This window comes from Streptomyces sp. NPDC097981 (genome assembly GCF_040302565.1).
Classification (GTDB): domain Bacteria; phylum Actinomycetota; class Actinomycetes; order Streptomycetales; family Streptomycetaceae; genus Streptomyces.
This window is the reverse complement of the sequence record NZ_JBEORW010000053.1, coordinates 1-24478: the sequence shown is the minus strand read 5'-3', so window position 1 is coordinate 24478 and position 24478 is coordinate 1. Positions and strand designations below refer to the sequence as shown.

Genomic DNA, 24478 nt, shown 5'->3' with positions numbered 1-24478 from the left:
TTCACCGGAGGATAACGGTGACGCCGCGGCTCTCGAGGAGTTGCACGGCTTCCTCGAAGTAGGTGAGCTTTCCGCCGTGGTCGAGGGTGAAGTTCAATGCATGGCGAGCGATGTCGGCGTCGTGCCAGATCAAGGTGAAGGGCCCTATGACGCCGCGTTGGCCGTCCAGGCAGTATTTGAGATCGTCGAGCCCTCGGCCGAACCAGCGGCCGGGACCGATGAGCGCTTCGCCCAGCGCGCAATAGAGGCCGGGCCTGTCGGTGATAAATCGTCCCTCAAGGTGATGAGTTCCCCCGGTGCGATCCGGCTCGCCGCCTGGATGAGGGCGTATCAGGTGGAGCCACTCAGCTCGGCCCCGCGTGTCTAGTGAGGCCCACTGGTTGGGTGTCGTTGGGAAGCCCTGGTACCAGGTCTCCCAGATCCGTCGGGCACCCAGCGAGGGTCGATCGTCGTCCCCGCCGTCTGCGAGTGTGATGTCGACCAGGGACCCGCCCAGCACGGACGGACCGACATGGGCGATCTCCAGACGGACCCAGTGGGACCCCATCTCCCGCCCGAACCGGTCCAGTGCCACCAATACCCCCCACTCCTGGGCCCAGACTTGCGGGTTGCGCAAGGCAGCGAGCAGCCGCTCGCCGGGCTCGCACCCAATCAGCTGCAAGGGGATGTCCGGGCGGACCTTGCGCGGGGCGACGAGGCCGTCGATGCCGAGACATTCCCCGACAGGCCCGCCCCTGTAGTCCTCTTCTGTTATTGCGAAGCGTGGAGCGGCAGGCATGGTGCCGGGGCCGGCGCCGGGCCAGACCTCGCTGTGTTCGATCACGCCAGTGCCGACGACGACGTCGACGAGGTCCGGATCGGTCGCGTTGGGCGAGTGCGAGATAACGACCGTGTCCACCAGGGTCCACGCGAACTGGGGGCCCTCCTCATCCGAGATGTCAACGTCCAGATTGCCCAAAGACCGCGTGGCCTCGTCGGGAAAGGCGAGCACATCCCGCCATGGGCCTGCTGGCGTGCACCCACGCAGAGTCAGGAGTTCACGTGGCGGCGGCACCGGGTCGGCGAACAGTCCCTCGACATCGGCGCACCGCCCCCAGAAGTCGACATCAAGGTCAGCATCCTGGCGGGTCAGAAGGTATCTGACCGGAAAGGTGTGATCCCACGTGGCATGGTCCTCGACCTGCACGAAGCCTCCGAACATTTGAACCAACTTGGCGGGTCAACGATACGGAGCTGCGTTCCCCGGCCCGATGGAAGGGGGCAGTCATCTCTCGTTTTGACGAGTTCCGCCGATGGCCTGTTGGCCGTTGCGCAAAGCGGTGCGCGTGGCGTGATGCGGGACCGGATCGCGCCGCTGATGCCGGCCGATCCGGTCCCGTGGGAGCTGTGAAATGGGGGATCAGATCGCAATCGCCAGGCCGAAGACCGTCAAGGTCGGCATGATCGGCGAATAGAAGACGTCCGTGTGGCACTTGATGTTGGGGTTGTTCGGTTCGGCGACGCCGTTGGGGTCGCAGACCACGTAGTCGCCGCCACCACCGCTGATGGTGTCGCGGGCCTCCATGCCGTGGCCGCAGGTTCCGTCCGCGGTGGTGACGACGGGGCCGCCGCTGTCGCCGGAGACGGACGCCGGCTCGGTGAGATTCGTCCGTTTGGCCTTGATGACGGGCTTGATGACGTAGTCGAGGCTGTCTGGCTTGTACCAGGTGTTGTCGTTGTATACCTGGTTGTTGCAGTGGACCCCGGACATGGCCCCGGATGTGCAGACGTAGTCGCCGTTGTTGTTGATGTTCGCCCGCGCGATGTGCTTGCCGGAGTTCGTGGTCCAGTCTCCGTCGTAGTAGTGCGGGCTGATCCCACCGCTGAAGATGTTGAGGACGGTGACGTCGCTCTCGGGGTGGGCCATCGCGACATCCCCGATCCACTCGCCTTGGCGGTCCGTGTAGACGCCGGACATTCCGCAATGCGCCGCGTCAGCATGTGTGGCTCACCATCGCGCCAAACGCTGAATCCCGTGGAGCAGTAGGAGTTGTGGGGCGTCTTGAGCCCGGCACCGCCCACCAAGGTGCCCAGTCGTCCTGGCGGGAGGTCGTCGCGGGTGCGGGCGCGGGGGAGGCCAGGACCTTCACTCCGCCCGTGATCTTCATCGCCTCCGTCGAGACCGTGCACATCGCGGCGGTCGCCTGTGCGGGGGCGAGCCCCGGCTCAAGGGCGAAGCCGAGTTCGAGCCCCGAGCCGTCGGGTGCGACGGACAGGGTGTGCCACCGGTGGGTGCCGTCGATGGGCAGGCGGCCGGCATCGGTGGCGGCGGCGAGCTTCTCCCTCGCCTCGACTACCTCCGCAGCCGAGCAGGAGGCCTGTTTCGTGACGACGGAGAGGCCCTTGCCGGAACGGTTCGCGAGGTTCCGGACCTTCGCGGGAAGCTCGCCCTTCCAGTACAGGCTGAGGCGGCCTCCCTCAGGGTCGACCACCAGGCCGGCGTATCCGGGAATGCGGTGGCGCTCGTCCTCCGGAAGGTTGTTCGTGATCTTGTAGGCCAGTTCGTCCAGTGCGTGCTGACGCTTGAGCGCCGCGGCGCTGACCCCCGTCGGCTTCGTCTCGGAAGGCGCCACGGGTTTGCCCGCCGCCACCAGTCCCCCCGATGGCGCGGTCATCGCGATGAGCGCCACCAGAGCGGAGCGCTTCGATCCTCATCTCATGAATTCCCCAGGTCGTTGTTGGTTGTCTCGCGGACCTGCTGGATCGTCACGCCGGGCCGTGCCTCAGGAACAGGAAGAGGAGCACGGCGTGACGGTACTCGGATCCTCGGGGACCGCTGTCCGCAGTGCGCGGTCCGCCGCCGCTATCGGCAGTGGCTGTCCGACTGGCCCGTGCCGCCGTGGTACGAGCCGCCCCAGTCGATGTACTGCCCGGGCGCGTAGAGGTACACGGGCCTGGCCTACCAGGTGTAGTACCCCGGGTGGGAGAATAGGGAGCGTTCGAGGACGACAGCTTGATGAACGCGTCCATGTCCTCCCGGGCCCCGGCGGCCGGACGGACCGTCACCACGCAGTTCTTGCCGATGCCGGAGTCGTAGGTGAGGCAGACCGTCGCATCGGACCAGATGTCCTCGTGATCGACGACCTTGTACCCTGATGTTGCTGCTGGAGGGCTGAGCGTGGACCGGGGGTCAGCAGGGGCTGACGTACCAGACCCAGCGCCAGTCGGCCGACTCGTCCCAGCTGAGACCACCCTCCGAGGTCCAGCGGGGGACCTGGTCCCGGGAGTAGAACGTCGCGTACAGGTCCGCGCGCTGGTTGTTGATCCACGAGCCGGTCGTGTTCCACGCGATGCGGAACAGGTGGTTGCAGGTGAACATGTCGAACCGGTCGCCCGTGAAGTTCTCGTACATGTAGGCGCATACGTACGAGTAGCGGCAGCCGTACACCGTGTCGCCCGGGACCGCCGCCGCGTCGAGGTCGCGGGCCTTCTGCTCGCCGGGCAGCGCGAGCAGCAGCTCGCCACCGGGCAGGGCGATCTTGTTGGCGCCGATCTGGGTGCCCTTGGTGCTCGCCAGGTAGCCGTCGACCCGCTTCTGCAGGCTCCTGGCCTGGGCGGCGTTCAGGCCGGCGCTCGTGGCCTGCGCCGCGAAGTCCGCGCGCGCCCCGTCGGCGGCTCCGGCGGCACCCGGTGCGGCCATGAGCACCAGGAGGGCCACAACGAGGGCGGCGAGGAGCTTGCCCAGCCCGTCGGACCGTAAGATTCCTTGCTTCGTCACTGCGTTGCCTCTCTGCTTCACACTTCGGCACGGTGCCGACCGCCACTGTGCGGGGAGGAGTCGGCCGGCGTCGATGGCACGGCGCGCAGATACGTTGCGCACTGAGCGCAGACAGGCCGCGGATGACCGGGAGTTGGCCGACACCCCGCTATCCCGGCGGCCCGCCGACCGCCAACTATGGGCGTGTACACATCACCGTGGAGCGGGGGCTTCGTGACGGGTACACAGCCACGTACACAGACGGTCAGCGTCCGCGCGCGGGACGGTTTCGAGTCGTGGGCGGGCATGGTCGGCGACCTCGTGATGCCCGTCTCCATCACCAGCCCGCACGTCGAGCGCTTCCGCGGCACCGCGACGGCGCTCGACCTCACCCATACCGACCTGTCCGGGTTTGCCTTCTCACCGATGTCCGCCCGGCGCGGCGCGGGGCACATCCGGCGCGGGGACCCGGAGAACTACTTCCTCTTCCTCGTCCACGGCAGCCCGGTGGGCCTGGAGCAGAACCGCAGCAACGCCCTGCTCCGCGCCGGCGACATGGCGCTCTTCGACTCCTCGCACCCGATGAGCTGCGAGTTCCTCGACGAGGGCCGGCTCTCCCGCGTCTCTCTGCTGCGGGTGCCCCGCAGCGCCCTGCCGCTGCCCCAGGACCAGGCCACCCGGCTCCTCGGCACCCGGCTCGCCACGGGCACCGTCTCGGGCGCCCTGCTCGCCTCGTACCTGACCGGGCTGCGCACCCACGCCGAGCGCGCCGACCCCACCGAGCTGTCCCGCCTCGCCTCCGTCGGCCTCGATCTGTGCGCCGCCTACCTCGCGGTGCAGTCCGGCGGCCCCGGCGCGCTGTCCGCCGAGACCCGCCGCCAGGTCCTGCTGGCCCGGATCCGGGCCTTCATCGACCACAACCTGCCCGACCTGCGGCTCGGCCCGGACACCATCGCCGCCCACCACCACATCTCCGTACGGCTGCTCCATTCGCTGTTCCGCGAGGAGCCGGAGACCGTCGCCGCCACGATCCGCAGGCTCCGCCTCGAACGCAGCCGGGCCGACCTCGCCGACCCGCGGCTCGGCCACTCCAAGGTCGGCGAGATCGCGGCGCGCTGGGGCTTTCGCCACCCGGCGGACTTCAGCCGGGCCTTCCGCCGCGTGTACGGCATGCCGCCCAGCGACTACCGCCGCCTGGCGCTGCTGAGCGGTGCCGGACAGACCGAGGGCCCGGTATCGACGCATCTCCGATGCCGGGCCGTCGTACCGTCCGTACGGCCATTGGCTTGACTCTTTCGGCCGACGGCAGACGTGCGCGATCGCACGTCCGGCGTCCACCCGCAGATACAAGCGCAGACGTCCTTCGGGGGTCAGCGGTGCGTTCCGATGTCCCCTGCTGGTGGCGCTCCTGGACTCGGCGGCCGCGTTCACCAGGAGCCCTGGGATCTCAGGGCTCCCGCGTGAGCGGCTGTGCGTGGCGTCAGCGTGCGAACTTTTCGATGGCCGCAGGGGTGGCGGGGGTGAAGAAGTTGACGAGGTTGCCGTCGGGGTCGCGGAACAGCAGCGACCGGTTGCCCCAGGGCATCGTGGTGGGCTCGTTGACGAAGTCGGTGACGAAGCCGGTCAGGTTCTGGTGAACGCGGTCCACGTCGTCGACGAGGAACTCGGTGATCACGCTGTGGTTGTCCGCCGGCCGGGCAGAGCCCGGGGCGAACAGCGGGACCGTGCGGGTGCCGGCGATCGCGAGGGTGGCGCCCGCGGTCTGGAGTTCGGCGAAGTCCTCGGTGGCCCACGTGGCCCGCGTCCCTGTTGCTCGCTCGTAGAAGTCGACGAGGCGTGCGACGTCGCTGGTGATGATGCGGATCGAGACGAAGTCCATGGGAATCTCCTTGGCTGTGCTGGAGGCGTGCTCGTCGCAGGCTAGGAGAAATAGTGGACAGAATCGGTCCTGTATTCGCGTTAGGCTGCCACCATGCCTCGACCAACCGGCCGCGTGCTGACACTCCTGGAGCTGCTGCAGTCGGGCGGCACCCGGACGGTGGCCGAACTCGCCGACCGGCTCGGCGTCGAAGGGCGCACCGTGCGCCGGTATGTGGACCAGCTGATCGACCTCGACGTGCCCGTGGAATCGGTGCGCGGCCGCTACGGCGGGTACCGGCTGGCTCCCGGGTACCGCTTGCCTCCGCTCATGCTCAGCGACGACGAGGCGCTGGCCGTGCTTCTCGGCCTGGTCGCGGGCCGCCGAGCAGGGTTGACGACGACGGAGCGCACGGCAAGCGAGACGGCGTCGGCGAAGATCCGGCGGGTGCTGCCCAAGCGCATCGCCCGTCGGCTCGACACACTCCTGGAAGCTCTCGCCTTCACGGATCAGCCCGGCGAGTTCGACACCCCGGACGCCGGGGTCCTGCTCACGATCGCCGATGCGGTGCGCCACCACCGACCGGTCTCGATCCGCTACACCGACCGTGACGGACGGCGCAGCGAACGCACGCTGCACGCGTACGGGATCGTCGCCCATGCGGGCCGGTGGTACGTCACGGGCAAGGACACCCAGATCGGCGAGGACCGAACCTTCCGGCTCGATCGCATCGCAGACGCGCGGACCCTGCCCGGCTCATTCGAAGCGCCAGTGGGTCCCGGGCCGGCACAGCGCGTGTTGTCAGGGTTCGCCACGGCCGCGTACCGGCATGAGGTGACCTTGCGGATCCACGGGACAGTTGAGCAGATCCGCGCCCACCTTCCGGCCAGCGTCGCGAGCCTGGAGGAGCACGAGTCCGCGGCCGGCGAGGACCGCGCGACCGAGCGCTGGCTGCGCGTCGAGCTGCGGGCGCAGCGGCTCGACTGGTTGCCCCCGGTACTCGCCTCACTCGACCGGCCGTTCGTCATCGAGCGCCCCGATGAACTGCGCGGCCTCGTCATCGCGCTCGCCGATCGCCTCACGTCCTACGCCGCCGAGCCCGACCGCGAGGAACCAATGTCATGAGATGGCACAGGCGGTGCGGTGTGCTGTCTCGTGGGGTTGGTGCCTCTAGGCGGAACTGGTGGTGCTGGTCGGCAGAGCCTGCTGATAGAGCGCCACCAACACACCATGCACGGGTTGGTCTTCTGCATTCTCCTGGGCCTCATCGACCAGTTTGGCGAGGGCCTCGCCGAGTTCTCTTGCCTTCGCAGGGCTGAGACGCAGGTGGCGCAGTGTCAGGTGGGTCTCGGCAGGTGAGAGGTCCAGCTCCTGGGCGAACGCGGCGAGCATCGCGGCGGTGCCTGCCGCTTGGGGTTCGGCGACGACCATGTGGCGGGCCGTGCGCTGGTGGTACTGCTCGGTGCCGCCGCGGACCTGGCGGGTCTCGGCGATGTGGACCAGCCCGGCTTCGCGGAGCACTTTGAGGTGGTGGGCCACGTTGCCCTTCTTCGCGTCGAGCTGCGCCGCAAGCTGCCTGATGGTGGCAGGCCGGTGGCCCAGGGCGAAGAGCAACCGCTGACGCAACGGGTGGGCGAGTGCCGCGAACTGCTCAGGCGCACCGATCTCCAGAACATCCTCAGGGGGTGGCAGATGGGGAGGCTGATCACGCATGCCGAAAGTGTCTAAACTCTTTGACGTTTTCGCAAGGGCAGTGCTCTACTCCCTGCCATGACCACTTCAACGAAGCTTCCGCCGGCCCCTGTCATCGACGAGACAACCCGGCTCCTGATCGAGCACTACGTTTTCCCCGAGATAGCCGAGCAGCTCGCCGGCCTGCTGCAACGACGCCTCGCCGAGGGCGCCTACGACGTCGACGACGCCGAGGAGCTCGCCCGGCTGGTCACCGCGGACCTGCAGTCCGTCAACGGCGACCGACACCTGAGACTCAAGCACCACGCCGACCCGGTGCCCCCGAAGCAGGGGGCGGCCACCCTGGACGCCATGCGCCGGGACTTCGACACCTCGCTGGGCGGTGCGCCCCGGGTGCAGTTGCTCGACGGAGGGGTCGCCGTGGTGGAGCTGGCACCGATGCTGTTTCCGCTGGAGTGGGCCGCCGAACCGCTGAGCGCCGCACTCACCCTGGCCTCCCGCGCCCAGGCGCTGATCGTTGACCTTCGCACCAACCGGGGCGGCGACCCGGACACGGTCGCCTTCGTCTGCAGCTACCTGCTCGACGAGCGCACCCACCTCAACACCATGCACTGGCGCGGCGGCGAGCGCAGCGAGCAGTCCTGGAGCCTGCCGCACGTTCCCGGCACGCGCTTCGGCGGCAGCAAGCCGTTGTATGTGCTGTCCAGCGACAGCACCTTCTCTGCCGCTGAAGAGCTGGCGTACGACCTCCAGCAGCTCGGCCGCGCCGTAGTCGTCGGCGAGCGCACCCGCGGCGGCGCACACCCGTGCAAGGGCTGGACCGTGCACCCACACCTGGAAGCCACCGTCCCCGTTGGCCGTGCCATCAACCCGGTCTCCAGCACGAACTGGGAGGGCACCGGCGTGCAGCCGGACATCCCTTGCGCTGCTGCTGACTCCCTCGACCGCGCACACGCACTGGCCCTCGCCCGACTGACAGACTGACCCAGTCCAGCAGCGTTCGAATGGCGAGGCACGCAGCCGAGGTTATCGACCTGATCCACAAGGCACCCCCAGTGGAGATCAGGCATCGATGAGTCACGACACGCGGACTGAGGTAGGGGGAGTGCCTGTTCGAACCGCACACTCCGTGATCGGTTGAGATACGGCTTCTCACGCCCGGCTCGGACCACTTGATACTGCACCCAGCAGCCTTTTCCAGTCCGTGCAGAGCATTTGGCAGCAGTGGACTGATCACACTGCCTTGAGGAGTTCCCTCCTCCGTTGGTGCGAACCGACCACGGTCGATCACGCCCGCTGTCAGCCATTCGCGGACCAGTTCCCTGGCGGGGAACAGTCCGAGAGAGTGGTCTTTGATCCAGGTCATCGAGGCGTGCAGGTGGAGACTGGCGAGGTAGCTGTCGGGAGTCTTGTCGTATCGGGTGTCTCACCGTCCCAGTTCCGGCCTCCTGGTACGTCACGCTCTGGGGCGGGTGAGGCACGTGGAGCCGACGTGAGCCGACCGGTGCACTGATGTCCGGGCGGGGACTCATGGGACATGGCCCGGCACCCGGCTCAGGTTCCGGGGAGGATACGGCGCGTTTCGTAGGCCCACATCGCGATCTCGACCCGGTTGCGGGCGCCGAGTTTGGCCATCAGGCTGGCCAGATGCGTCTTCACCGTGCTGAGGCTGATGTGCAGTGCATCGGCGATCTCGGTGTTGGTCAGCCCGCGGGCGACGGCGTGGAGCACCTGCTCCTCGCGGGCGGTGACGGGGGAGACCGGCTGGGCTACGGGCCGGCCGGCGGGCAGGTCCGCGAATGCCTGGAGCAGACGGACGGTGACGCTGGGCGCGATGAGCGCCTCACCGTCGGACGCCGACCGTACGGCCTGCGCCAGAAGGTCTGGTCCCGTGTCCTTGAGGAGGAATCCGCGGGCGCCGGCACGCAGCGCGCCGTAGACGTACTCGTCGAGGTCGAACGTGGTGATGACGACCACGGCCAGCGGGTCGGCGACGCCCGGGCCGGCGACGAGCCGGGTGGCCTCTAGCCCGTCGAGTACGGGCATGCGGATGTCGAACAGACAGACGTCGGGGCGCAGTTCGCGGGCCAGACGTACGGCCTCCCGCCCGTCGGCGGCCTCGCCGACCACCTCGATGCCGGGCTGGGCGTTCAGCATGATCCGCAACCCGGTGCGGATGATCGTCTGGTCGTCAGCGACGAGGACGCGAATGGACACCGCTCTCGCTCCTCGCTCTCGGCAGTTCGGCTTCGACATGCCAGCCCCGGTCGGTACCCGGGCCGGCTCGTAGTGTGCCGCCGAGCAGCGTCGCGCGCTCGCGCAATCCGGTAAGTCCGTATCCGTCGCGACCCCGGCCGGTGCGCCGGCCGTTGTCGCGCACGCTCACCCGCACCGTGTGCCGTTCCGCTGCGACCCGGACGACGAGCTCGGTCGCGTCGACCGCATGGCGCAGCGCGTTGGTCACCGACTCCTGCACGATCCGGTAGACGGCCGCGTCCACGGCCGGGGGCAGCGCGTCCAGCTCGCCGTCGAGCCCCAGGTCGACCCTGAGGCGACCACCCGGGGTGCGCACCAGGCGCTCCAGATCCGCGACACCGGCAGGCGGCGCCAGCTCGGCGCCGACCCCGCGGTCGCGCAGCGCGGCGACCATGGCGCGCATTTCCTCCAGCGTGCGCGCCCCTTCCTCCTCGACCCCCTCCAGAGCCTCGACGGCGGCGGACGGGTCGGTGCCCGCGAGCACCCGGCCCGCCTGAGCGATGATCACCATGGCCGACACATGGTGGGCCACCGTGTCGTGCAGTTCCCGGGCGAGCTGCTCGCGCTCGCGGGAGCGCACCTGCTCCAACTGCCGCTCGCGAGCGGTCCCCCGGAACCGCACGGCAGCCCCGACCACGCCGGGCAGCAGCAGGAAGACCAAGCCCACGACCTTTTCGACGACCGGGGTCTCGTCCATGACGACACACAGCGTGCCGGCCGCGAGGATCACCGCGCCGCCCAGCACGATCTCGCGTCCCGATCCCCACCGGGGCAGCGCGTACACGAGCACGAGCACGACCGCGCCGGCGGTGTACAGGCCGACGGGCTCGCGCGTTGCGGCGACGAGCGAGGCCACCGGAAGCAGGACCACCGAGCCGAACGCCAGCGTCACCGTCGCCAGCGGGCGGGTCCGGCGCCACAGGGGCAGCAGGCACAGCCATACGGCGAACACCACCGCCACCGGCCGCCACACGACGTTCTCGCGCAGGGTGGCCTCCAGCGCCACACCGGCAAGGCCCGCGGCGAGCAGCGCCCAGTCCCGCCGCACCCGGGCGGGCGCGTCGGGCGGCCGGGGTTCGGTCCAAAGGGTTCGCAGGTCGTCTCGCAGCACGTACTCAGCCTAGGGACCGCGGCGTGCCGCGCATCGGCCGAAAGGACGGGTCGTCACTCCGCCCCGGGGCCGAGGGATCCGCGGCCCGCGGGCCGATGCCGCGGAGCGCCGTGGCAACGAGCCTCGGCATCGGCGGCCGTACAAGGACGGCCGACGAAGTGGTTGGAGGACCCGATGCTCTCGAAAGCCCTGTTGCGCCTGGGCGCAAGCGCCGCCCGCCATCCCTGGCGGGTGATCGCAGCATGGCTGATTGCCGCCACGCTCGCCGTCCTCGCCGCCGTCGCCTTCGGCGGGCGGACCGCGGACTCGATGACCGCTCCGGGACTGGACTCCCAACGGGCCGCGCAACTGATCGAGCGGGCCGGCACCGGCCAGGAGGGGATGACCGCCCAAGTGGTCGTCACCCCCCTCGACGGCGGTGCGACGTTCTTCGACCACGGCAGCGCGCGCACCGCTCTCACGCGGCTGCAGACCGAGGTGAAACGGCTGCCGCACGTGCTCGGCACGAGCGACCCGGCGGGGGCGCTCGACGCGGGCGGGGACACCGCCGTGCGCGGCGGCCTCGTCTCGGCCGACGGGCGGATCGCAGTCGTCCGGGTGCAGTATCCCGACCAGAGCCGGCTGTCGGCCAAAGACCTCGACGCCCTCGTCGATCTCGGCGACCGGCTGCGCGCCGAGCTGCCCCTGCGCATCGAGATGGGCGGGAACCTCTTCTACGCCTTCTCCGACCCCGACGGCGGCGCGAGCGAGCTGATCGGCATCCTCGCCGCGGCGGCGATCCTGTTCCTGGCGTTCGGTTCGCTCGTCGCCGCCGCGCTGCCGATCGGCATGGCGGTCTTCGGGCTGACCATCGGAGTTGCCACGATGACGGTACTGGCGGGGGTGACGGACGTCCCGGCCTTCGCCCCCGTCCTGGGCAGCATGGTCGGGCTCGGAGTGGGCATCGACTACGCGCTGTTCGTGCTCGCCAGGCACCGGGAGTACCTCGCGCGCGGGCTCGATCCCCACGAGGCGGCCGGTCGAGCGGTGGCCACGGCGGGGAGGCCCGTGGTCTTCGCCGGCGGCGTCGTCGTCGTATCGATCCTCGGCCTGGCGGTCGCGAACGTGCCGTTCATGACGGTGGGCGGGCTCGCCGTCTCGATCGTCGTTCTGATCATGGTGGTCGCGTCGGTGACGCTGCTGCCGGCCTTCCTCGGCGCCGCCGGCCCACGCCTGGCCCGGGCCGGCCGGATCGGCCGGGCTCTGCAGACCGGGAAGCTGGGCCGGCTCGCACGGCGGCGGAACGCGGTGGCGGCCGCCGCTCCCGCCGCCGGGTGGCGGCGCTGGATCGGGCACGTCAGCCGGCACCCGGTGCCGTACGCGATCGGCGCGGCGGGGCTGCTGCTGACCGCGACGCTGCCCGTGCTGGGCCTGCGCGTCGGCCTGCCCGACGACGGGTCGCTGCCTCAGAGCCGTACCGAGCGCCGCGCGTACGACCTCGTGGCCGAGGGGTTCGGGCCGGGCACCAACGGTCCGCTCGTCATCGCCGCTGACCCCGCCGGTGATCCGGGCGTGCTGGACCGTCTCGTCGGGGCGGTCGCGGCGGATCCGGGCATCGCGTCCGTCGCGCCGACGCACGTCGACCGGGACACCGGCATCGCGACCCTCGTGGTGTTCCCGACCACCGGTCCTCAGGACGAGGCCACGGCCGACACCATCGCCCGGCTGCGCACCGGCGTGCTGCCCACGGCGATCGGGCACGGCCCGGCCAGGGCCCACGTCGGCGGCGCCGCCGCGAGCCTGTCCGATGTGGGCCAACGCACCAGCCAACGCCTTCCGGTGTTCGTCGCCGCCGTGCTGGCGATGTCGTTCCTGCTGCTGATGCTGGTCTTCCGCTCGATACTCGTACCGCTCAAGGCGGTACTGCTGAATCTGCTGAGCATCGGCGCGGCCTACGGCATCATGGTCGCGGTCTTCCAGTGGGGCTGGGGAGGTGCACTCATCGGGCTGGAAGCGACGGTTCCGATCGTGTCGTTCATCCCGATGTTCCTGTTCGCCATCCTGTTCGGCCTGTCGATGGACTACGAGGTGTTCCTCCTCTCCCACGTACGCGAGGAGTACCTGCGCACCGGCGACAACGGCACGGCGATCGTTGAGGGCGTCTCGCGCACCGCCCGGATCATCACCTCGGCCGCCCTCATCATGGTGGCGGTCTTCCTGTCCTTCGCCGTCGCCGAGGACCCCTCCGCCAAGATGTTCGGGCTCGGCCTGGCCACCGCGATCTTCATCGACGCCACGGTCGTACGCATGGTGCTGGTACCGGCGACCATGACGCTCCTCGGCCGGACCAACTGGTGGCTGCCGAAGTGGCTGGACCGGATGCTTCCCCGCGGCCCGGTCGGCACCGACGACACCGACGCGGAATCCACGGGTGAGGCCCCGCGTCCACGGCTGGTTGACCGTTGACTCAACTCCTGCCCGCCCTGGCGTCCGGCACCTCAGCGCCTCACCCAGGGGCATGTCGAGTCGTGATCATCGGGTGGTCCTGGTGAGGTCCTTGATCCAGATCATCGAGGCGCGCAGGTGGAGACCGGCGAGGTGGCTGTCGGAGTCTTGTCGTATCGGGTGGCGATGCCTCGCCATGCTTTGAGCTTGTTGATCAGGCGTTCGACGGTGTTCCGCTCCATACCTTGGTTCTGGGCTGATCCCGGTCATTCGTAAGATCGGGACACCCAGGGTTTCGGGTGTGGCTTGTGTTCCCTCGCCGCTGGTGTGGCTTACAAGGATTGGCCGCCCGGGACCCCGCGACGACTCGACTGCTGATTGGGATGCGCGAACCGAATCGCTCGTATGGACGTGACAGCGAGGTCGTCTGCTGGGACAGCACAAGGACACGATGAAGGAGGTCCGGGTGCCCGAACTGTGGGCCGGGACGGATGCGGGCAAGGCCGAACACCACTGCACTGTGATCGATGAAGACGGCGCTAAGGTGATCTCGCGCCGGGTGGCGAACGACGAGGCCGAGCTGCTGCAACTCCTGGCCGACGTAATGGACTTCGCCGACGGCAGTCCGGTGACCTGGGCGGTGGACCTGAACGCCGGCGGCGCCGCCCTCTGGATCGCCCTGCTGGTCAACCACGGGCAGAAACTGCTCTACATCCCCGGCCGGAACGTGCACCACGCCTCTGGTTCCTACCGGGGCGACGGGAAGACCGACGCGAAAGACGCGTACGTCATCGCCGACCAGGCCCGAATGCGCCGCGACCTGCAAACCCTCCAGGAGCCCGGCGAGATCGCGGTCGATCTGAAGATCCTCACCGCCCGCCGCCTGGACCTCTCCGCGGACCGCACCCGTGCGATCAACCGGCTTCGTGCCCAGATGCTGGAGTACTTCCCCGCGCTCGAGCGGGCCTTCGACTACAGCACTTCCAAGGCCGCTCTGGTGCTGCTGACGGGCTACCAGGCTCCGGCCGCCCTCCGCCGGATCGGCCGGGCCCGCCTCACAGCTTGGTTGAAGAACCGCAAAGTCTATACCCCCTCGAAGGTCGCGGACCTCGCGGTGGCCGCGGCCGAGGCCCAGCTCACCACCGTCCCTGGGGAGAAGACCGCAGCCAGGATGGTCAACACCCTGGCCAGGGAGGTGATGGCCTTGGACGAGGAGATCGCGCAGATCAGCGCCCTCATCGAGGAACGGTTTCGCGAGCATCCCGCCGCCGAGGTGATCACCAGCATGCCCGGCATCGGTGACATGCTCGGGGCCGAGTTCATCGCGGCGACGGGCGGCGACATGACGGCCTTCGGCAGCGCCGACCGGCTTGCCGGCGTCGCCGGACTCGCGCCCGTTCCGCGCGACTCCGGGAAGGTCAGCGGCAACCTGCGCAGGCCCCGCCGATACAGCCGAAGACTCCTGCGGATGTGCTACATGTCCGCCCAGGTCGCCGCCCGCTTCTGCCCGGAGTCCAAGGCGTTCTACTTGCGCAAACGCGCCGAGGGGAAGTCCCACAAGCAAGCCGTCCTGGCCTTGGCCAGGCGCCGCCTCAACGTGCTCTGGGCTCTCATACGGGACAACCGAACCTTCGAGCTCAGCACGTCCCGCCCCATTCTCGCAGCGGCGTGATCCCGTCACAAGGCGTCACCATCCTGGCTTGACATCATGATTGGGAATCCTTGTGGAGATCGGCGTCGTGGCTGACGGGTCGGCCGCCTCTGGAGCCCTTCTTCTTCCGGTTGGCGGCCTGGTCCTTCTTCTCCGGGATGACCGCCTTGATACGGCGTTTGCGCAGGTGGGCGCGGATCCGCGGGACGAGTACGCCTTGTCCCCGGCGACCGCGTCCGGCCGGATGCGGGGTCGGCCGACGGGCCCGCGTACCCGTACCTTCTTCAGGACGGGGATGAACAGCGGGCTGTCCGCTGCCTGGCCTGTGGTCAGGATGAACGCCAGCGGGCGGCACTTGCGGTCGGCGGCGAGGTGGACCTTGCTGGTCCGCCCGCCTCTGGAACGTCCGGGGAGGGCGGCCTTCAGCCGGAGTTTCCGCCGACGCCGGATGCGTCGTCGTTCTTCCAGCGCGGGATCACTTTCGGTCTCTTGCCCGTTTTGCTCTTCGAGGCCACCTCCTTTGACCTGGCCTTCTCCTCCTCGGCCGCGGCTTTCTCCAGGGCGGTGACGACGGCCTCGTCGAGGTGCATCCCGGCCGCGTCGTGGTGGGCTCGGGCGGTGGTGGAGTCGATGCTGACCAGGGACAGGTCCACCTCACCCCGCTTCGCGGCTTCCGTGATCAGGCCCTCCAGCAGGGCCTCGAAGACGCCGGCGTCACGCCACTGCCGGAAGCGGTTGTGGACGGTCGACCAGGCGCCGGACTCCGTCGGCATCTCCCGCCACTGCCCGCCCGTCTTGAACCGCCAGATCACGCCCCCGAACTGCTGCCGCAGTCGCTCGGGGTACGGCCCGTACTCGCCGATCGGCAGGTATGGCTCGATGAACTCCCAATCTGGATAGGTCAGTTGCACTCACGTCACGTAAGACCGTCCATCGGACCGGACCGTGCCACGAAGGAACATCCCGCAAATTGATCACGACTCGATACGCGCCCTAGAACCCGCAGACGCTTCGCGTGCTTGCCGCAAGACGTCCAGAAGATCGCAGATATCGCGTCCTGACAGCTGCGGCCGGCCGGAAGCCGTAAGACCTCGGCTCGAACCGTGCTTCCCACTCGGGCTCCGGCGCGTTCTTCACCCCAGCTTGGAGGACCCGATCACGAATGGGGAGGCTGGGCGCTGCCAACTGCCCGGATCGCGCCCCGGGGTGACGTGTGGATGGTGCAGCCCCGGCGCCTGCCCACCTTCCCTGTGGACCGGCGCCGGTTGGATCTGCGTGGGTCAGCGTGGGGCGGCTGTCCGCCGACGGCGCGCGTACACCGCCAAACCGCCGGCCGCCGCCAGGACCACGGCCCCGGTGACGGCTACCGGCTGCCAGGACGCCTCGGCCGCAGGGCTCACGGACGCGGCGGCCGTCTGAGCCGGCTGGTCCTCCACCAGGCCGTGATATCCGCCGGCCAGGCCCTTGCGGTCGAACTCCGAGCCGGGCAGTTTGTCACCGTAACGGGCGGATACCAGCTTCTGGTAGGCGGCGAGGGTGATGGCGCGCTTTCCACCGAGGCCGGTGGTCGCCTCCTCGTTGAGCGGCTCGACCATGCCTTCGGCGGTGAGCCGGTACCAGGCATGGATCTGCGGCTCGGTGAACGTGCGGGCCTGCGGGGTGCCGCGTTCCGCAAGGCTGACATCGTTGTCCCCGTCCCGGATGCCGGCCAGCTGCCAGCCCTCGGCGCCGGGGTTCTGCACGCTGCTTCCCGAATTCGCTGCGCTCCCCTGGGGCGCAAGCAGTACGGCGGCCCGGTGGCCGTCCGAGGCGGTCACCCGGGAGGCCAGGTAGGAGAGCCGCAGCGCGGTCTGCGGGGTCGCCTGGCTCTTGCCGGCCACGAACTCCGGACTGATCTCGAACATCGGCACCGGGTCCTTGAGATCGAACCGGGGCGGCGCGCCGACTGCGGCGGGTGCGTTCCCCGGGGCGCCGAGGGTGCCGCCGTCCGCGGCGGCGGCGCTACCGGGCTGCCGGGTCGAGACCAGGAAGCGGGAGACGGTATCTCGGAGCTGGTTGCTTTGGAGGGTTTGCTGGGCTGACTGGTAGCCCGCAACGCCGTCGCCCTCCGCACCCTGTGCGGAAACGTTTCCGCACAGGGCTGCGGCGATCACGGTCGTGGCAAGGACAGCTGCCCGGACGGCCGCGTGCTTGGTGCGTCGGATGGTCTGCACGGTCGGTCTTCTCCTCAGCCCTGGATGCCGATGCGGGAGTGGGTCCACTGGAACGAGTTGTTGTTCACGTAGGTGGAGTAGTTCCACCAGGTGTAGGTCTGGGTGGTCTGCCACGGGTCACCGACCGCGATCATGTTGCTGGTGCTGTCGTAGCCGTATATGACGTTCATGTGGCCGCCGCCACTGCGCCAGCCAATCCGGACCGCGAACGGCCGGCCTGCCGCGATCTCTGCGGTCGACTCGCTGAACGAAGCGTTGCGGTACAGGCTGCGGCCACTGTTGCCCAGCCCCAGCCTGGCCAGGCCGTTGGCCATGTCTTCCAGTGTCGCCGGCTGGTTGTTGCAGTTCACCCAGGTGCCCTGTGCGGCGAGCTGGCAGAACTGCTCCTGGCTGACGGTGCGGCCCCAGAATTTGGCGATGGTCACGCCGGAGGCGTCCCAGCACCACTGGGTCCTGACCTGCTTCTGCATGTCGATCTTGACCGTCCTCACGGTCGTGGACGTCGGGCTTGGGGTGGGGGTGGGTTTGGTGGGTGTCGGATTCGGGTTCGAGCCGCAGACCGGCAGGCCGGTGGTGTTCTCCAGGATGAACGCGTCGGCGATGTAGTACGAACCGGTGTAGATCCACCGCGGATTGCTCTCCACGGTGTCGCCAGTGGTCCGGCAGGACATCTGGATCTTGTCGCCCGCCCTCGAAGAGCCGTTGACCTGGGCCGAGAGGGACGGCTTGGCCCGGTGGTTGACGGTGTTGTAGTTGCCCTGCCCGCCAATGACCGTGCCGCTGACCACGTCGGCCCGGGCGAGGGCGCCGAAGCCGAACAGCAGGCCGCCGGAGAGTGCGGCAGTGATCGTGGCTATCAGCGCTTTCTTGCGGCGGGATGCGCGACGTTTGTGCATCATGCTCCTTGATCCGAGAAAAATTTGGGGAACTCACTTGCCCGGCAGCCCGGTTGTCCAGGCTGCAGGACAGGCAGCGAAGGGAACGAGGCTGCAGCCCCTGGTTCGGCGTCGATGCGATGGCTGACGGTCAGTCATCGCCGGACGGAACGGGAGTCCCGCTGCTCGCCGGAGCGGCGGCGCGGATGGACGGTCCGGGAAGCCCTGACAGGCGGACCCCAGTAGCCGATGGAGTGTCCGGTAGCCGGCGCGGGCGGTCGCTCTTCCGAGCCACCGCAAGCCGACGTCAAGCACGCGTTCGGAGGATCACCCTGAGGCGTCGAGGCCACCGCTTGGGGCGCCTCGTCTGCTCGACCTCGGACGATCTCGGCGTCACCCGGAGAGGCGAGGGTCGACGCTGCCGTCCGCCCGCCTGAAGACCGCCGATACCAGCGACACATGGGCGTTGCACCGCCGCTTTACCACGCTTCTACGACCAGACATAACCGCGCCGCTTTCCTCGAGTGGATTGGGTGCCCGGAATCCTGCCAGAGAGAAATGGCGATTTGAACGCCGTTGGTCTACACGCGAAGATATCGCGCATTCAACTACCGAAAGAAGAGAAGTGACGGACCGTCAATCTACTTGAGATCTCTGCCAGTTGTGGAGCGCGATGCCATTAGTCTAGGCCTTTCAGGGGACCCGATAGCATGCGAGCTTTACGCAAAATTTACGGTTTTCGGACTTTTATTAGACGTGTCGTCAAATAGCCGAATCGCCGAGAGTGCACGCCATGTGACTCTCCATCATTTCCGACAAGAGAATCGCCCCACGCTTTCCTGGCAGGGCCGAGCGTGAAGGAGACCGCAGCTGACGCCGGCCGTGGGCGGGAACCGCTGTCCCGACCTGCCTGGTACTACAGCCTCAGCCTTGTGACCGCTGATCGGTGATGTCGTTGCCTGGTCATGCTGGTCGATGTGGCATCGGAGCACCGGCACCGCCGGCCCAACCTCGCTCCAGCCGCCACCAGGCCGGACGGCTACTGCTAGGACCTGGCCAGGGACGGTCGCCGGACCGGTCAATCCGCATCGGCGAGGGACCGTCCGCCCCAGCGGATGCCCTTCTCACTACGGATACGGGCACGCTCACGGCGCTGGGCGGCCAGCAGGTCGGGGTGACGGGCATTCACGTTGCGCCAGCGTAGGTAGAAGTGCAGGGCAGCCGTGGAAGATCGCGGAGCTTCTGCGGACCTGGGCACATGTTGTGGTGCAGGGTCCGTGGTGGTCCCGATTGGCCCTGTTGTCCGAACACCTCGGGCAGTTCGATGGCCTCAAAGCGGCCCCGGAGAGGGCCCCGAGGCCGACGCCGGAGGCTGACCACGTGCGGGCATGTCGATCGGCGCCCGTTTCGGTGCAGGGCCGTTTGGGTGTCGGCGTTGGGCCGGCGGCTTGCACGCGGCGGCGCCGGGCGGGTCGACGGGGGCCGATGACACCTGACGGCATGCCAGGCATGTGACCACCGACGAGGGAGGAACCCCCCAGAGCGAGGGCATCGTGTCGAACCGCTCCCCCAGATGCAGGGTGACGTCCGCGGTGGCTGCCATCGCCTCGGTCTGCATGGTTGCCGCGCCGTCCGACGCCCGGCCGGCCGCCTTGCTTCCCGGAGGGCCGACCACCGCCACCGTGGTCTGGACGCCCTGCCCCGGCGCTACCGGCTTCGACTGCACCACGGTGCGCGCACCGCTGGACTACCAGCGCCCCGGCCGGCAGACCATCCGCCTCGCCGTCATCCGGCACCGGGCGACCGACCTGGCGCATCGGGTAGGCACCCTGATGTTCAACCCCGGCGGGTCGGGGACCAGCGACCTTCCGGTGCTGTGCACGTTCTTTCCGCAGCAGATCCGAGAGCGGTTCGACATCGTCAGCTGGGACCCGCGGGGGGTGGGCCGCTCGAACGCTGTCCGCTGCTTTGCCGACGCGGCGCAGGCGACCGCCTGGGCCGCGCAGTTGCCGAGCGGATTTCCCGTAGGCAGTCAGCAGCGCCGGCTGTGGATCCGGCTCCAGGCGGAACTGGGGCGGCGCTGCGAACAGCGCGACCCGCTCCTGCTGCGGTACGTCTCGACCACCGACTCGGCACATGATCTGGACCTGCTGCGCGCCGAACTCTGCGAACGGCGGCTGACGTACCTGGGAATCTCCTATGGCACGCTGCTGGGTGCCACGTACGCCAACCTCTTCCCGGACAGGGTCAGGGCCATGGTCCTGGACGGCAACGTCGACCCGCAGGCGTGGTACAGCGGGAATTCGGCGCTCCCCCTCCTTCTTGCGGCAGGGTTCCGATGTGGGGGCGGCGCAGACGTTGGAGCAGTTCCTCGACCTGTGCGGCCGGGCCGGCCCGAGCTGCTGCGCCTTCTCGGCCGGCAGCCCGCAGGCGACGCGGGCGACGCGGGCGACGCGGGCGACGCGGGCGACGCGGGCGACGCGGGCGACGCGGGCGACGTACCAGGATCCGCTGCGCCGCCTGCTGTCGCACCCGCCGGGGCGACGTGACGTACGCCTCGGTCATCAGCGAGGTGGCCCACCTGCTGTACACGGTCCACCCGGCCTGGACACAACTGGCCGACCTGCTGCAACAGGTGTGGCTCGGCGGTACGCCCCGGGGCATCGTCGAGGAGGGCCCCGGAGACCTGCTCAGGATGGTTACCAGTGGCGGCGCCCCCTTACTCGCTGCGGGCGCCCTCCGGAAGGCCACCCCGGCCGGGGAACAGGAGTATCCGGGCTTCGAGCAGTTGGACGGCGTGGTGGGCGGTGAGAGCCCCAATCCGCGCGACCCGGCAGCGCCAAGGCCATGGCCGCCGAACTGCGCGACGCCCGGCTGCTGACGGTCTCCGGCTACGGGAACACCACCCTGCTCGACCCGAGCACGTGCGCGGCGGACCACAAGACCGCTTGCCTCGTCCGCGGTGTGCTGCCGCCGCGTGGCACGGTCTGCTGGCAGGACGTCCCGCCGCTTGCCGAGACGGCCCCTGCCGCGTCCCGGTGAGCACGTGAATCCGCAGGTCATGGGAGTGGAAGGGGCCGGGCCCGGGCCGTCACGAACGCAACGGGGCTCCGGTTGAACGGAATGACCTTCCCAAGTCGCCCTGAACCGCCGGAGCTTCGATGTGCCGCCACTCTGCCACCGTCTGCCTGATCAAGTCGCCTGCTCTGGACGGTGTACGTACTGCCCGCACACCTCAACCTCGACGCCCTCGGTGGCGTTGACGCCGTCGCCGTGCATGCGTGGTGTCCCCTTCTCGCCGGTCCCGGTCTCACCGTGGAGTCCGGCGCGTGGCGCCAGCCAGTGCCAACGCCTCCACCGGAAGCGACGCCACGAACCCGCTGCCGCTCGGCAGATTGACGATATGGAACAGGTTTCCCTGCGCCGGGGTTGAAATCAGAGATTTCAATGTGTGCGTGCGCACATCCAGCCGCTGCGCCAGAAATCAGCCCTGCCATTCCAATCCAAAGAATGCCCAAACCCCTCTGCAGAGGGGTTTGGGCATTCACGGCGACCATCCAGGCAGCACATTCCGACCAGTTACTCGCCGCGGCCGGACGAGCGGGAATTCCGCTTCCGCCACACTGCGCCACCCACCGCACACACCAGGAGGACCGCCGACAGTACCGGGATAAGCTGGCCGAAACCCATGTCCTCGAACACAACGCCTCCTTGGTGTTCAGCAATTGGACAGCAGCGGACAGGCGGCAGCAGGAATGGGCTCCTGTGGCTGCCCCCGCGATGTCGCCCCGGAGCTTACGGGCGGACTGGATGCAACACTCCCAGCCCGCCCGCCGTCCCGGCCGGAAGGTCTACTCGTCCTTCAGGTATCCGCCGACGAAGCCTCGGTAGTCACCCCAGACGCGCTCGCGCTTGTCCCAGGAGCTGCCCCAGCACGACGCGGTCCAGGTGGTCTCGCTCTGAGCGTTGTCGGCCGGCGGCGAGGAGATCCACTCCTTCACCGGGCTGTGGGAGAAGTCGCAGCCCGGCACGTACAGGTAGTGGTAGGCGCTGCCCGGGTACACCTTGGTGGTGTCCTTGCCCTTGACCTGGTAGTTGGTCCGCACGCTGACCCGCGAAACCTTCACGCCCAGGAACGTGTCGGTGTACGAGTACGAGGCCCACATGTCTCGGTAGCCGGACGCGCGCAGCGCCGCGGTGGAGTTGGTGGACGCCGCGTCGTCACCGCCGGCGGACTCGCGCTCCACCACGACGTCACCGCCCGCAAGCTCCGTCCGGGTGATGCCCGCGGCAGCCGGGGATTCAGCCGCCTCGAAGATCTGCTTGATCAGGGTGCGGTCCTCCAGCAGGTCGAGGAACCGGGTCTTCTTGGCGTCAGAGAGGGCCGAGAATCCCTGCGCGGTCTCCTTGGCCTGCCCGTCCCCCTGGGCGGACTTCATCGCGAGGTAAGCCTGGTACTTCGCGACCCGCGAAGCCTGCGAGACCAGGCCGTCGTCGGCCTGAGCCGAAGCGGGCAGCATCGCCAGAGTGACACCGGCAAGAGCGACACCTGCAGCGGAAACAACGCTTTTTCTGATTACAGAGCGCACGCTGAATTCTCTCCCCTTGACTTTCACACCACTTGACTGGATTCGGACAGAAAGGGAAGAAGCATACGCATGCATACCCCCACGAGCCCCCTGCTCCCCGCATTACGCGTCCGATTCTTTGAGCCCCTGCCGGCCGCGCACCACAGAGACTGCCCGAGACAGCCATAACGAGTCAATCGATCTCCATTTATTTGAGCATGATCTGAGTTACGAAGACCTTGCAGCCCACCCTCGATCCGGAATCAAAGAATCCGCCAATTCGGAATTTGCTAATCCGTAAAACTGAGGCAACCTAATGCCTCGGAATGCCCGATTTCCCCCAACCGGCCCACGAACGCCATGGGGCCGGCGCCGGGGTCGCGGGTGCATCACTGTGCAAACGGCCGCCAACGGCCATGCGCAACCGGTGCGACCACGAGCCTCACCCGGATCAAAGCGACGGAACCGGCCACTTCCACCGCACAGCACCGCACACGCTTCACCGCACAGGTCGCCAACCTCGGCCGCCCCCCTGACCTCGCCGTCCGGACCCTCTCACGAGAGGCCTTCAGGTGGCGCCCGCGAGACCGCAGGGGGAAGAAGGCAGGGGTTACCCCATCCAGGGGTGGCACCGGCCGCATACGCGCTCCCCGGCCGGGATGCGGCGCAGGTGGTGGAATTTTCGCCGAGGTGCCCCTGCCGGCTGGCGGGGGCACCTCGTGCGGTCAGGTGCTGTCCAGAGCGCCTGGGGCACCTGCCCTCGTCCGCACACTCCTGTCGGCACGGCGTGATCTTGAGCGTAGCGGGCAGGCCGCCCGCCAACGGGCTCAATGCGGGAATCGTCCCGGCTGCTGTCGGTCCCGGGTCGCCCGAGCCTCAGCCGCGCGTGAGGCATCCGTGGCCGGCATCGACGTCGTCATCTACAGGCCGAGGCTCAAAAGGATCGTGACCGTCGGCGGGAGCAGCGCGAGCCACCCCGCCCATCGGCGTGCCCTGGTCAGGGTGGGGTGTTTCAGGGGCAGCCGGGATGCCACCACGAGCACAGGGGTAGCCGTCCAGGACGCGAACCAGAAGACTATGAGGACGGCCACGGTCTGAGGGTGAACCTCCTGGGCCATCCCGGCCAGACACCCGAAGAGGAAGGCGACCGGGATCAAGGCCACCGTTGCAGCCGTGACCCATATCGACACCCTGCCGACAGCACGGGTCTCGGCGGCGCGGTCGGCAGGCAGAACGGAAGTTGTCTCGTGCATGGGTACAGCCAAGCGGCTCCGCCACGGGCTCGCCTGGGCGCACGTACTCAGCTCCTCATCGGCCCCGTACTCATTTCACAGCCGGGACCACTGACATCTCGCGCCGTCTTCCTGTCGGACGGCACGAGAGTGTCAGTGGTTGGCGATACGGGAGTGCGGTGGCGGTCGCGGCGGCTTCGCCGATACCCCTGCACCCAGGGGGCTGCCAAAGCCCAGAAGTCCCGCCGCTGCACCGCTCACCCGGCAGCGGCAGCGGCAGCGAGGCATGAAGTAGGCGGGCGGGTGGCGAGGGCGGCGCCGCCGCGGTGGCGGGCAGCGGCCCGGCGCTGCAGCGCCCCGAACGACAAGCGGCCCGTGACAGGGTCCCAGAGGCTCGCGGGCCCGGAGTGACGGTGGCAGCTGAGCCGCTGGCGGGGCGGGCGTGTGTGGCCGATGTAGCGGATCTTCCGGTCGCGGGGATCGACGAGCCCGTAGACCACACACAGCGTCCTGCGTGCCTCGGCGGTCATATGGCCTGCAGGCCGAGTACCTGTGTCTGAACCCGAGCTGTGGATCGCACCTATTCCGGGGGCCGACACCCTGACTCCGATGGAACTTCCTCCCCGGATCCGAGTGGCCGGATCGGGTCGGGAAGGATGAGGGTCGTGAACATCAAGGAGGCTGTCGCAGGGATCGGGACTGCTCAGGACGAGCCCGGTCTGCCCATGGCATGGCGGTGGTCACCTACGCCCCGGTTCGTGTTCTCCCTAAGGGTTGTCCCGTAACTGCTGGTCACGGGTGAGATGATCTTGGTGTGGCTAGTGTGATTACGGCGTCTGAGCCGTCCTGGATAGCCCCGTTC

20 protein-coding genes and 3 pseudogenes are annotated in these 24478 nt (G+C 68.7%); 8 read left to right on the top strand and 15 right to left on the bottom strand.

Going from position 1 to position 24478, the window contains the following annotated elements; genetic code table 11:
• Window position 1 precedes the first annotated feature (1 nt).
• From ABTY04_RS34775 to ABTY04_RS34760, 4 genes are all read right to left on the bottom strand, one after another.
• Window positions 2–1201 carry a barstar family protein gene (locus ABTY04_RS34775; RefSeq protein ID WP_352217444.1) on the bottom strand — a complete coding sequence of 400 codons (1200 nt, stop codon included), beginning with the start codon at window positions 1199–1201 and terminating at the stop codon, window positions 2–4.
• Between the two features lie 198 nt (window positions 1202–1399).
• The gene (locus ABTY04_RS34770; protein ID WP_352217443.1) at window positions 1400–1957 is read right to left on the bottom strand and encodes a chymotrypsin family serine protease; all 558 of its coding nucleotides are present in this window, start codon (window positions 1955–1957) and stop codon (window positions 1400–1402) included.
• Window positions 1958–1973: 16 nt separating this feature from the next.
• On the bottom strand, window positions 1974–2654 hold the full coding sequence (locus tag ABTY04_RS34765) for a hypothetical protein (RefSeq protein ID WP_352217442.1): 681 nt from the start codon (window positions 2652–2654) through the stop codon (window positions 1974–1976).
• 515 nt (window positions 2655–3169) lie between these two features.
• A complete protein-coding gene (locus ABTY04_RS34760; protein ID WP_352217441.1) occupies window positions 3170–3757 on the bottom strand; it encodes a hypothetical protein in 588 nt (195 codons plus the stop codon).
• 213 nt (window positions 3758–3970) lie between these two features.
• On the opposite strand from ABTY04_RS34760, the gene ABTY04_RS34755 reads away from it, so the two are divergent.
• The gene (locus ABTY04_RS34755; RefSeq protein ID WP_352217440.1) at window positions 3971–5026 is read left to right on the top strand and encodes a helix-turn-helix domain-containing protein; all 1056 of its coding nucleotides are present in this window, start codon (window positions 3971–3973) and stop codon (window positions 5024–5026) included.
• 190 nt (window positions 5027–5216) lie between these two features.
• Here the strand turns inward: ABTY04_RS34755 and ABTY04_RS34750 are convergent, their stop codons facing one another.
• Entirely contained in the window at window positions 5217–5615 is a 399-nt protein-coding gene (locus tag ABTY04_RS34750; protein WP_352217439.1) for a VOC family protein, read from the bottom strand.
• Window positions 5616–5708: 93 nt separating this feature from the next.
• Between ABTY04_RS34750 and ABTY04_RS34745 the strand changes: the two genes are divergently transcribed.
• Window positions 5709–6719, top strand: coding sequence for a helix-turn-helix transcriptional regulator (locus tag ABTY04_RS34745; protein WP_352217438.1), 1011 nt, complete (start codon window positions 5709–5711; stop codon window positions 6717–6719).
• A 45-nt stretch (window positions 6720–6764) separates the two neighbouring features.
• Here the strand turns inward: ABTY04_RS34745 and ABTY04_RS34740 are convergent, their stop codons facing one another.
• Window positions 6765–7307 (bottom strand): ArsR/SmtB family transcription factor, encoded by a 543-nt coding sequence (locus ABTY04_RS34740; protein WP_352217437.1) that lies wholly within the window; start codon window positions 7305–7307, stop codon window positions 6765–6767.
• 57 nt (window positions 7308–7364) lie between these two features.
• On the opposite strand from ABTY04_RS34740, the gene ABTY04_RS34735 reads away from it, so the two are divergent.
• Window positions 7365–8270, top strand: a complete 906-nt coding sequence (locus ABTY04_RS34735) for a S41 family peptidase (protein WP_352217436.1) — start codon at window positions 7365–7367, stop codon at window positions 8268–8270.
• Between the two features lie 570 nt (window positions 8271–8840).
• On the opposite strand, the gene ABTY04_RS34725 is transcribed toward ABTY04_RS34735, so the two are convergent.
• Window positions 8841–9503 (bottom strand): response regulator, encoded by a 663-nt coding sequence (locus tag ABTY04_RS34725; RefSeq protein WP_352217435.1) that lies wholly within the window; start codon window positions 9501–9503, stop codon window positions 8841–8843.
• Window positions 9478–10653, bottom strand: a complete 1176-nt coding sequence (locus ABTY04_RS34720) for a sensor histidine kinase (protein ID WP_352217434.1) — start codon at window positions 10651–10653, stop codon at window positions 9478–9480. Before ABTY04_RS34720 ends, ABTY04_RS34725 begins: the two co-directional genes overlap by 26 nt.
• 174 nt (window positions 10654–10827) lie before the next feature.
• Here ABTY04_RS34720 and ABTY04_RS34715 point away from each other — a divergent pair, with 174 nt between their 5' ends.
• Window positions 10828–13098: an MMPL family transporter gene (locus ABTY04_RS34715; RefSeq protein WP_352217433.1), complete on the top strand. Its 2271-nt coding sequence runs from the start codon at window positions 10828–10830 to the stop codon at window positions 13096–13098.
• Window positions 13099–13164: 66 nt separating this feature from the next.
• Here the strand turns inward: ABTY04_RS34715 and ABTY04_RS34710 are convergent.
• Window positions 13165–13316: pseudogene (locus ABTY04_RS34710) on the bottom strand (IS5/IS1182 family transposase); the annotation flags it as partial.
• Between the two features lie 212 nt (window positions 13317–13528).
• On the opposite strand from ABTY04_RS34710, the gene ABTY04_RS34705 reads away from it, so the two are divergent.
• Window positions 13529–14749, top strand: a complete 1221-nt coding sequence (locus tag ABTY04_RS34705; RefSeq protein ID WP_352217432.1) for an IS110 family RNA-guided transposase — start codon at window positions 13529–13531, stop codon at window positions 14747–14749.
• A 46-nt stretch (window positions 14750–14795) separates the two neighbouring features.
• Here the strand turns inward: ABTY04_RS34705 and ABTY04_RS34700 are convergent.
• The 4 genes and pseudogenes from ABTY04_RS34700 to ABTY04_RS34680 form a co-directional block, all read right to left on the bottom strand.
• A pseudogene (locus ABTY04_RS34700) lies at window positions 14796–15639 on the bottom strand (transposase); the annotation flags it as partial.
• Between the two features lie 369 nt (window positions 15640–16008).
• Window positions 16009–16941, bottom strand: a complete 933-nt coding sequence (locus ABTY04_RS34690) for a hypothetical protein (RefSeq protein ID WP_352217431.1) — start codon at window positions 16939–16941, stop codon at window positions 16009–16011.
• Between the two features lie 14 nt (window positions 16942–16955).
• Window positions 16956–17840, bottom strand: a complete 885-nt coding sequence (locus ABTY04_RS34685) for a papain-like cysteine protease family protein (RefSeq protein WP_352217430.1) — start codon at window positions 17838–17840, stop codon at window positions 16956–16958.
• A 1054-nt stretch (window positions 17841–18894) separates the two neighbouring features.
• A pseudogene (locus ABTY04_RS34680) lies at window positions 18895–19041 on the bottom strand (IS630 family transposase); the annotation flags it as partial.
• 367 nt (window positions 19042–19408) lie between these two features.
• On the opposite strand from ABTY04_RS34680, the gene ABTY04_RS34675 reads away from it, so the two are divergent.
• Genes ABTY04_RS34675 through ABTY04_RS34665 form a run of 3 tightly spaced genes read left to right on the top strand, consistent with a single transcriptional unit; the run spans window position 19409 to window position 20858 of the window.
• Complete coding sequence (locus ABTY04_RS34675) at window positions 19409–20365, top strand: alpha/beta fold hydrolase (protein WP_352217429.1); 957 nt, start codon at window positions 19409–19411, stop codon at window positions 20363–20365.
• The gene (locus ABTY04_RS34670) at window positions 20362–20697 is read left to right on the top strand and encodes a hypothetical protein (RefSeq protein WP_352217428.1); all 336 of its coding nucleotides are present in this window, start codon (window positions 20362–20364) and stop codon (window positions 20695–20697) included. Before ABTY04_RS34675 ends, ABTY04_RS34670 begins: the two co-directional genes overlap by 4 nt.
• Window positions 20664–20858 carry an alpha/beta hydrolase gene (locus tag ABTY04_RS34665; protein ID WP_352217427.1) on the top strand — a complete coding sequence of 65 codons (195 nt, stop codon included), beginning with the start codon at window positions 20664–20666 and terminating at the stop codon, window positions 20856–20858. Before ABTY04_RS34670 ends, ABTY04_RS34665 begins: the two co-directional genes overlap by 34 nt.
• An 809-nt stretch (window positions 20859–21667) precedes the next feature.
• Here the strand turns inward: ABTY04_RS34665 and ABTY04_RS34660 are convergent.
• Complete coding sequence (locus ABTY04_RS34660; RefSeq protein ID WP_352217426.1) at window positions 21668–22336, bottom strand: hypothetical protein; 669 nt, start codon at window positions 22334–22336, stop codon at window positions 21668–21670.
• 968 nt (window positions 22337–23304) lie between these two features.
• Window positions 23305–23637: a hypothetical protein gene (locus ABTY04_RS34655; RefSeq protein ID WP_352217425.1), complete on the bottom strand. Its 333-nt coding sequence runs from the start codon at window positions 23635–23637 to the stop codon at window positions 23305–23307.
• Window positions 23638–24478: the final 841 nt, after the last annotated feature.

Excerpts from the sequence above, each read along its gene's own strand:
- ABTY04_RS34665 (WP_352217427.1), top strand. The coding sequence starts at position 20,664 with ATGGCCGCCGAACTGCGCGACGCCCGGCTGCTGACGGTCTCCGGCTAC.
- ABTY04_RS34660 (WP_352217426.1), bottom strand. The coding sequence starts at position 22,336 with ATGCTGCCCGCTTCGGCTCAGGCCGACGACGGCCTGGTCTCGCAGGCT.
- ABTY04_RS34655 (WP_352217425.1), bottom strand. The coding sequence starts at position 23,637 with ATGCACGAGACAACTTCCGTTCTGCCTGCCGACCGCGCCGCCGAGACC.
- ABTY04_RS34685 (WP_352217430.1), bottom strand. The coding sequence starts at position 17,840 with ATGATGCACAAACGTCGCGCATCCCGCCGCAAGAAAGCGCTGATAGCC.
- ABTY04_RS34770 (WP_352217443.1), bottom strand. The coding sequence starts at position 1,957 with ATGTCCGGCGTCTACACGGACCGCCAAGGCGAGTGGATCGGGGATGTC.
- ABTY04_RS34745 (WP_352217438.1), top strand. The coding sequence starts at position 5,709 with ATGCCTCGACCAACCGGCCGCGTGCTGACACTCCTGGAGCTGCTGCAG.
- ABTY04_RS34705 (WP_352217432.1), top strand. The coding sequence starts at position 13,529 with ATGAAGGAGGTCCGGGTGCCCGAACTGTGGGCCGGGACGGATGCGGGC.
- ABTY04_RS34740 (WP_352217437.1), bottom strand. The coding sequence starts at position 7,307 with ATGCGTGATCAGCCTCCCCATCTGCCACCCCCTGAGGATGTTCTGGAG.
- ABTY04_RS34715 (WP_352217433.1), top strand. The coding sequence starts at position 10,828 with ATGCTCTCGAAAGCCCTGTTGCGCCTGGGCGCAAGCGCCGCCCGCCAT.
- ABTY04_RS34775 (WP_352217444.1), bottom strand. The coding sequence starts at position 1,201 with ATGTTCGGAGGCTTCGTGCAGGTCGAGGACCATGCCACGTGGGATCAC.
- ABTY04_RS34735 (WP_352217436.1), top strand. The coding sequence starts at position 7,365 with ATGACCACTTCAACGAAGCTTCCGCCGGCCCCTGTCATCGACGAGACA.
- ABTY04_RS34750 (WP_352217439.1), bottom strand. The coding sequence starts at position 5,615 with ATGGACTTCGTCTCGATCCGCATCATCACCAGCGACGTCGCACGCCTC.
- ABTY04_RS34765 (WP_352217442.1), bottom strand. The coding sequence starts at position 2,654 with ATGACCGCGCCATCGGGGGGACTGGTGGCGGCGGGCAAACCCGTGGCG.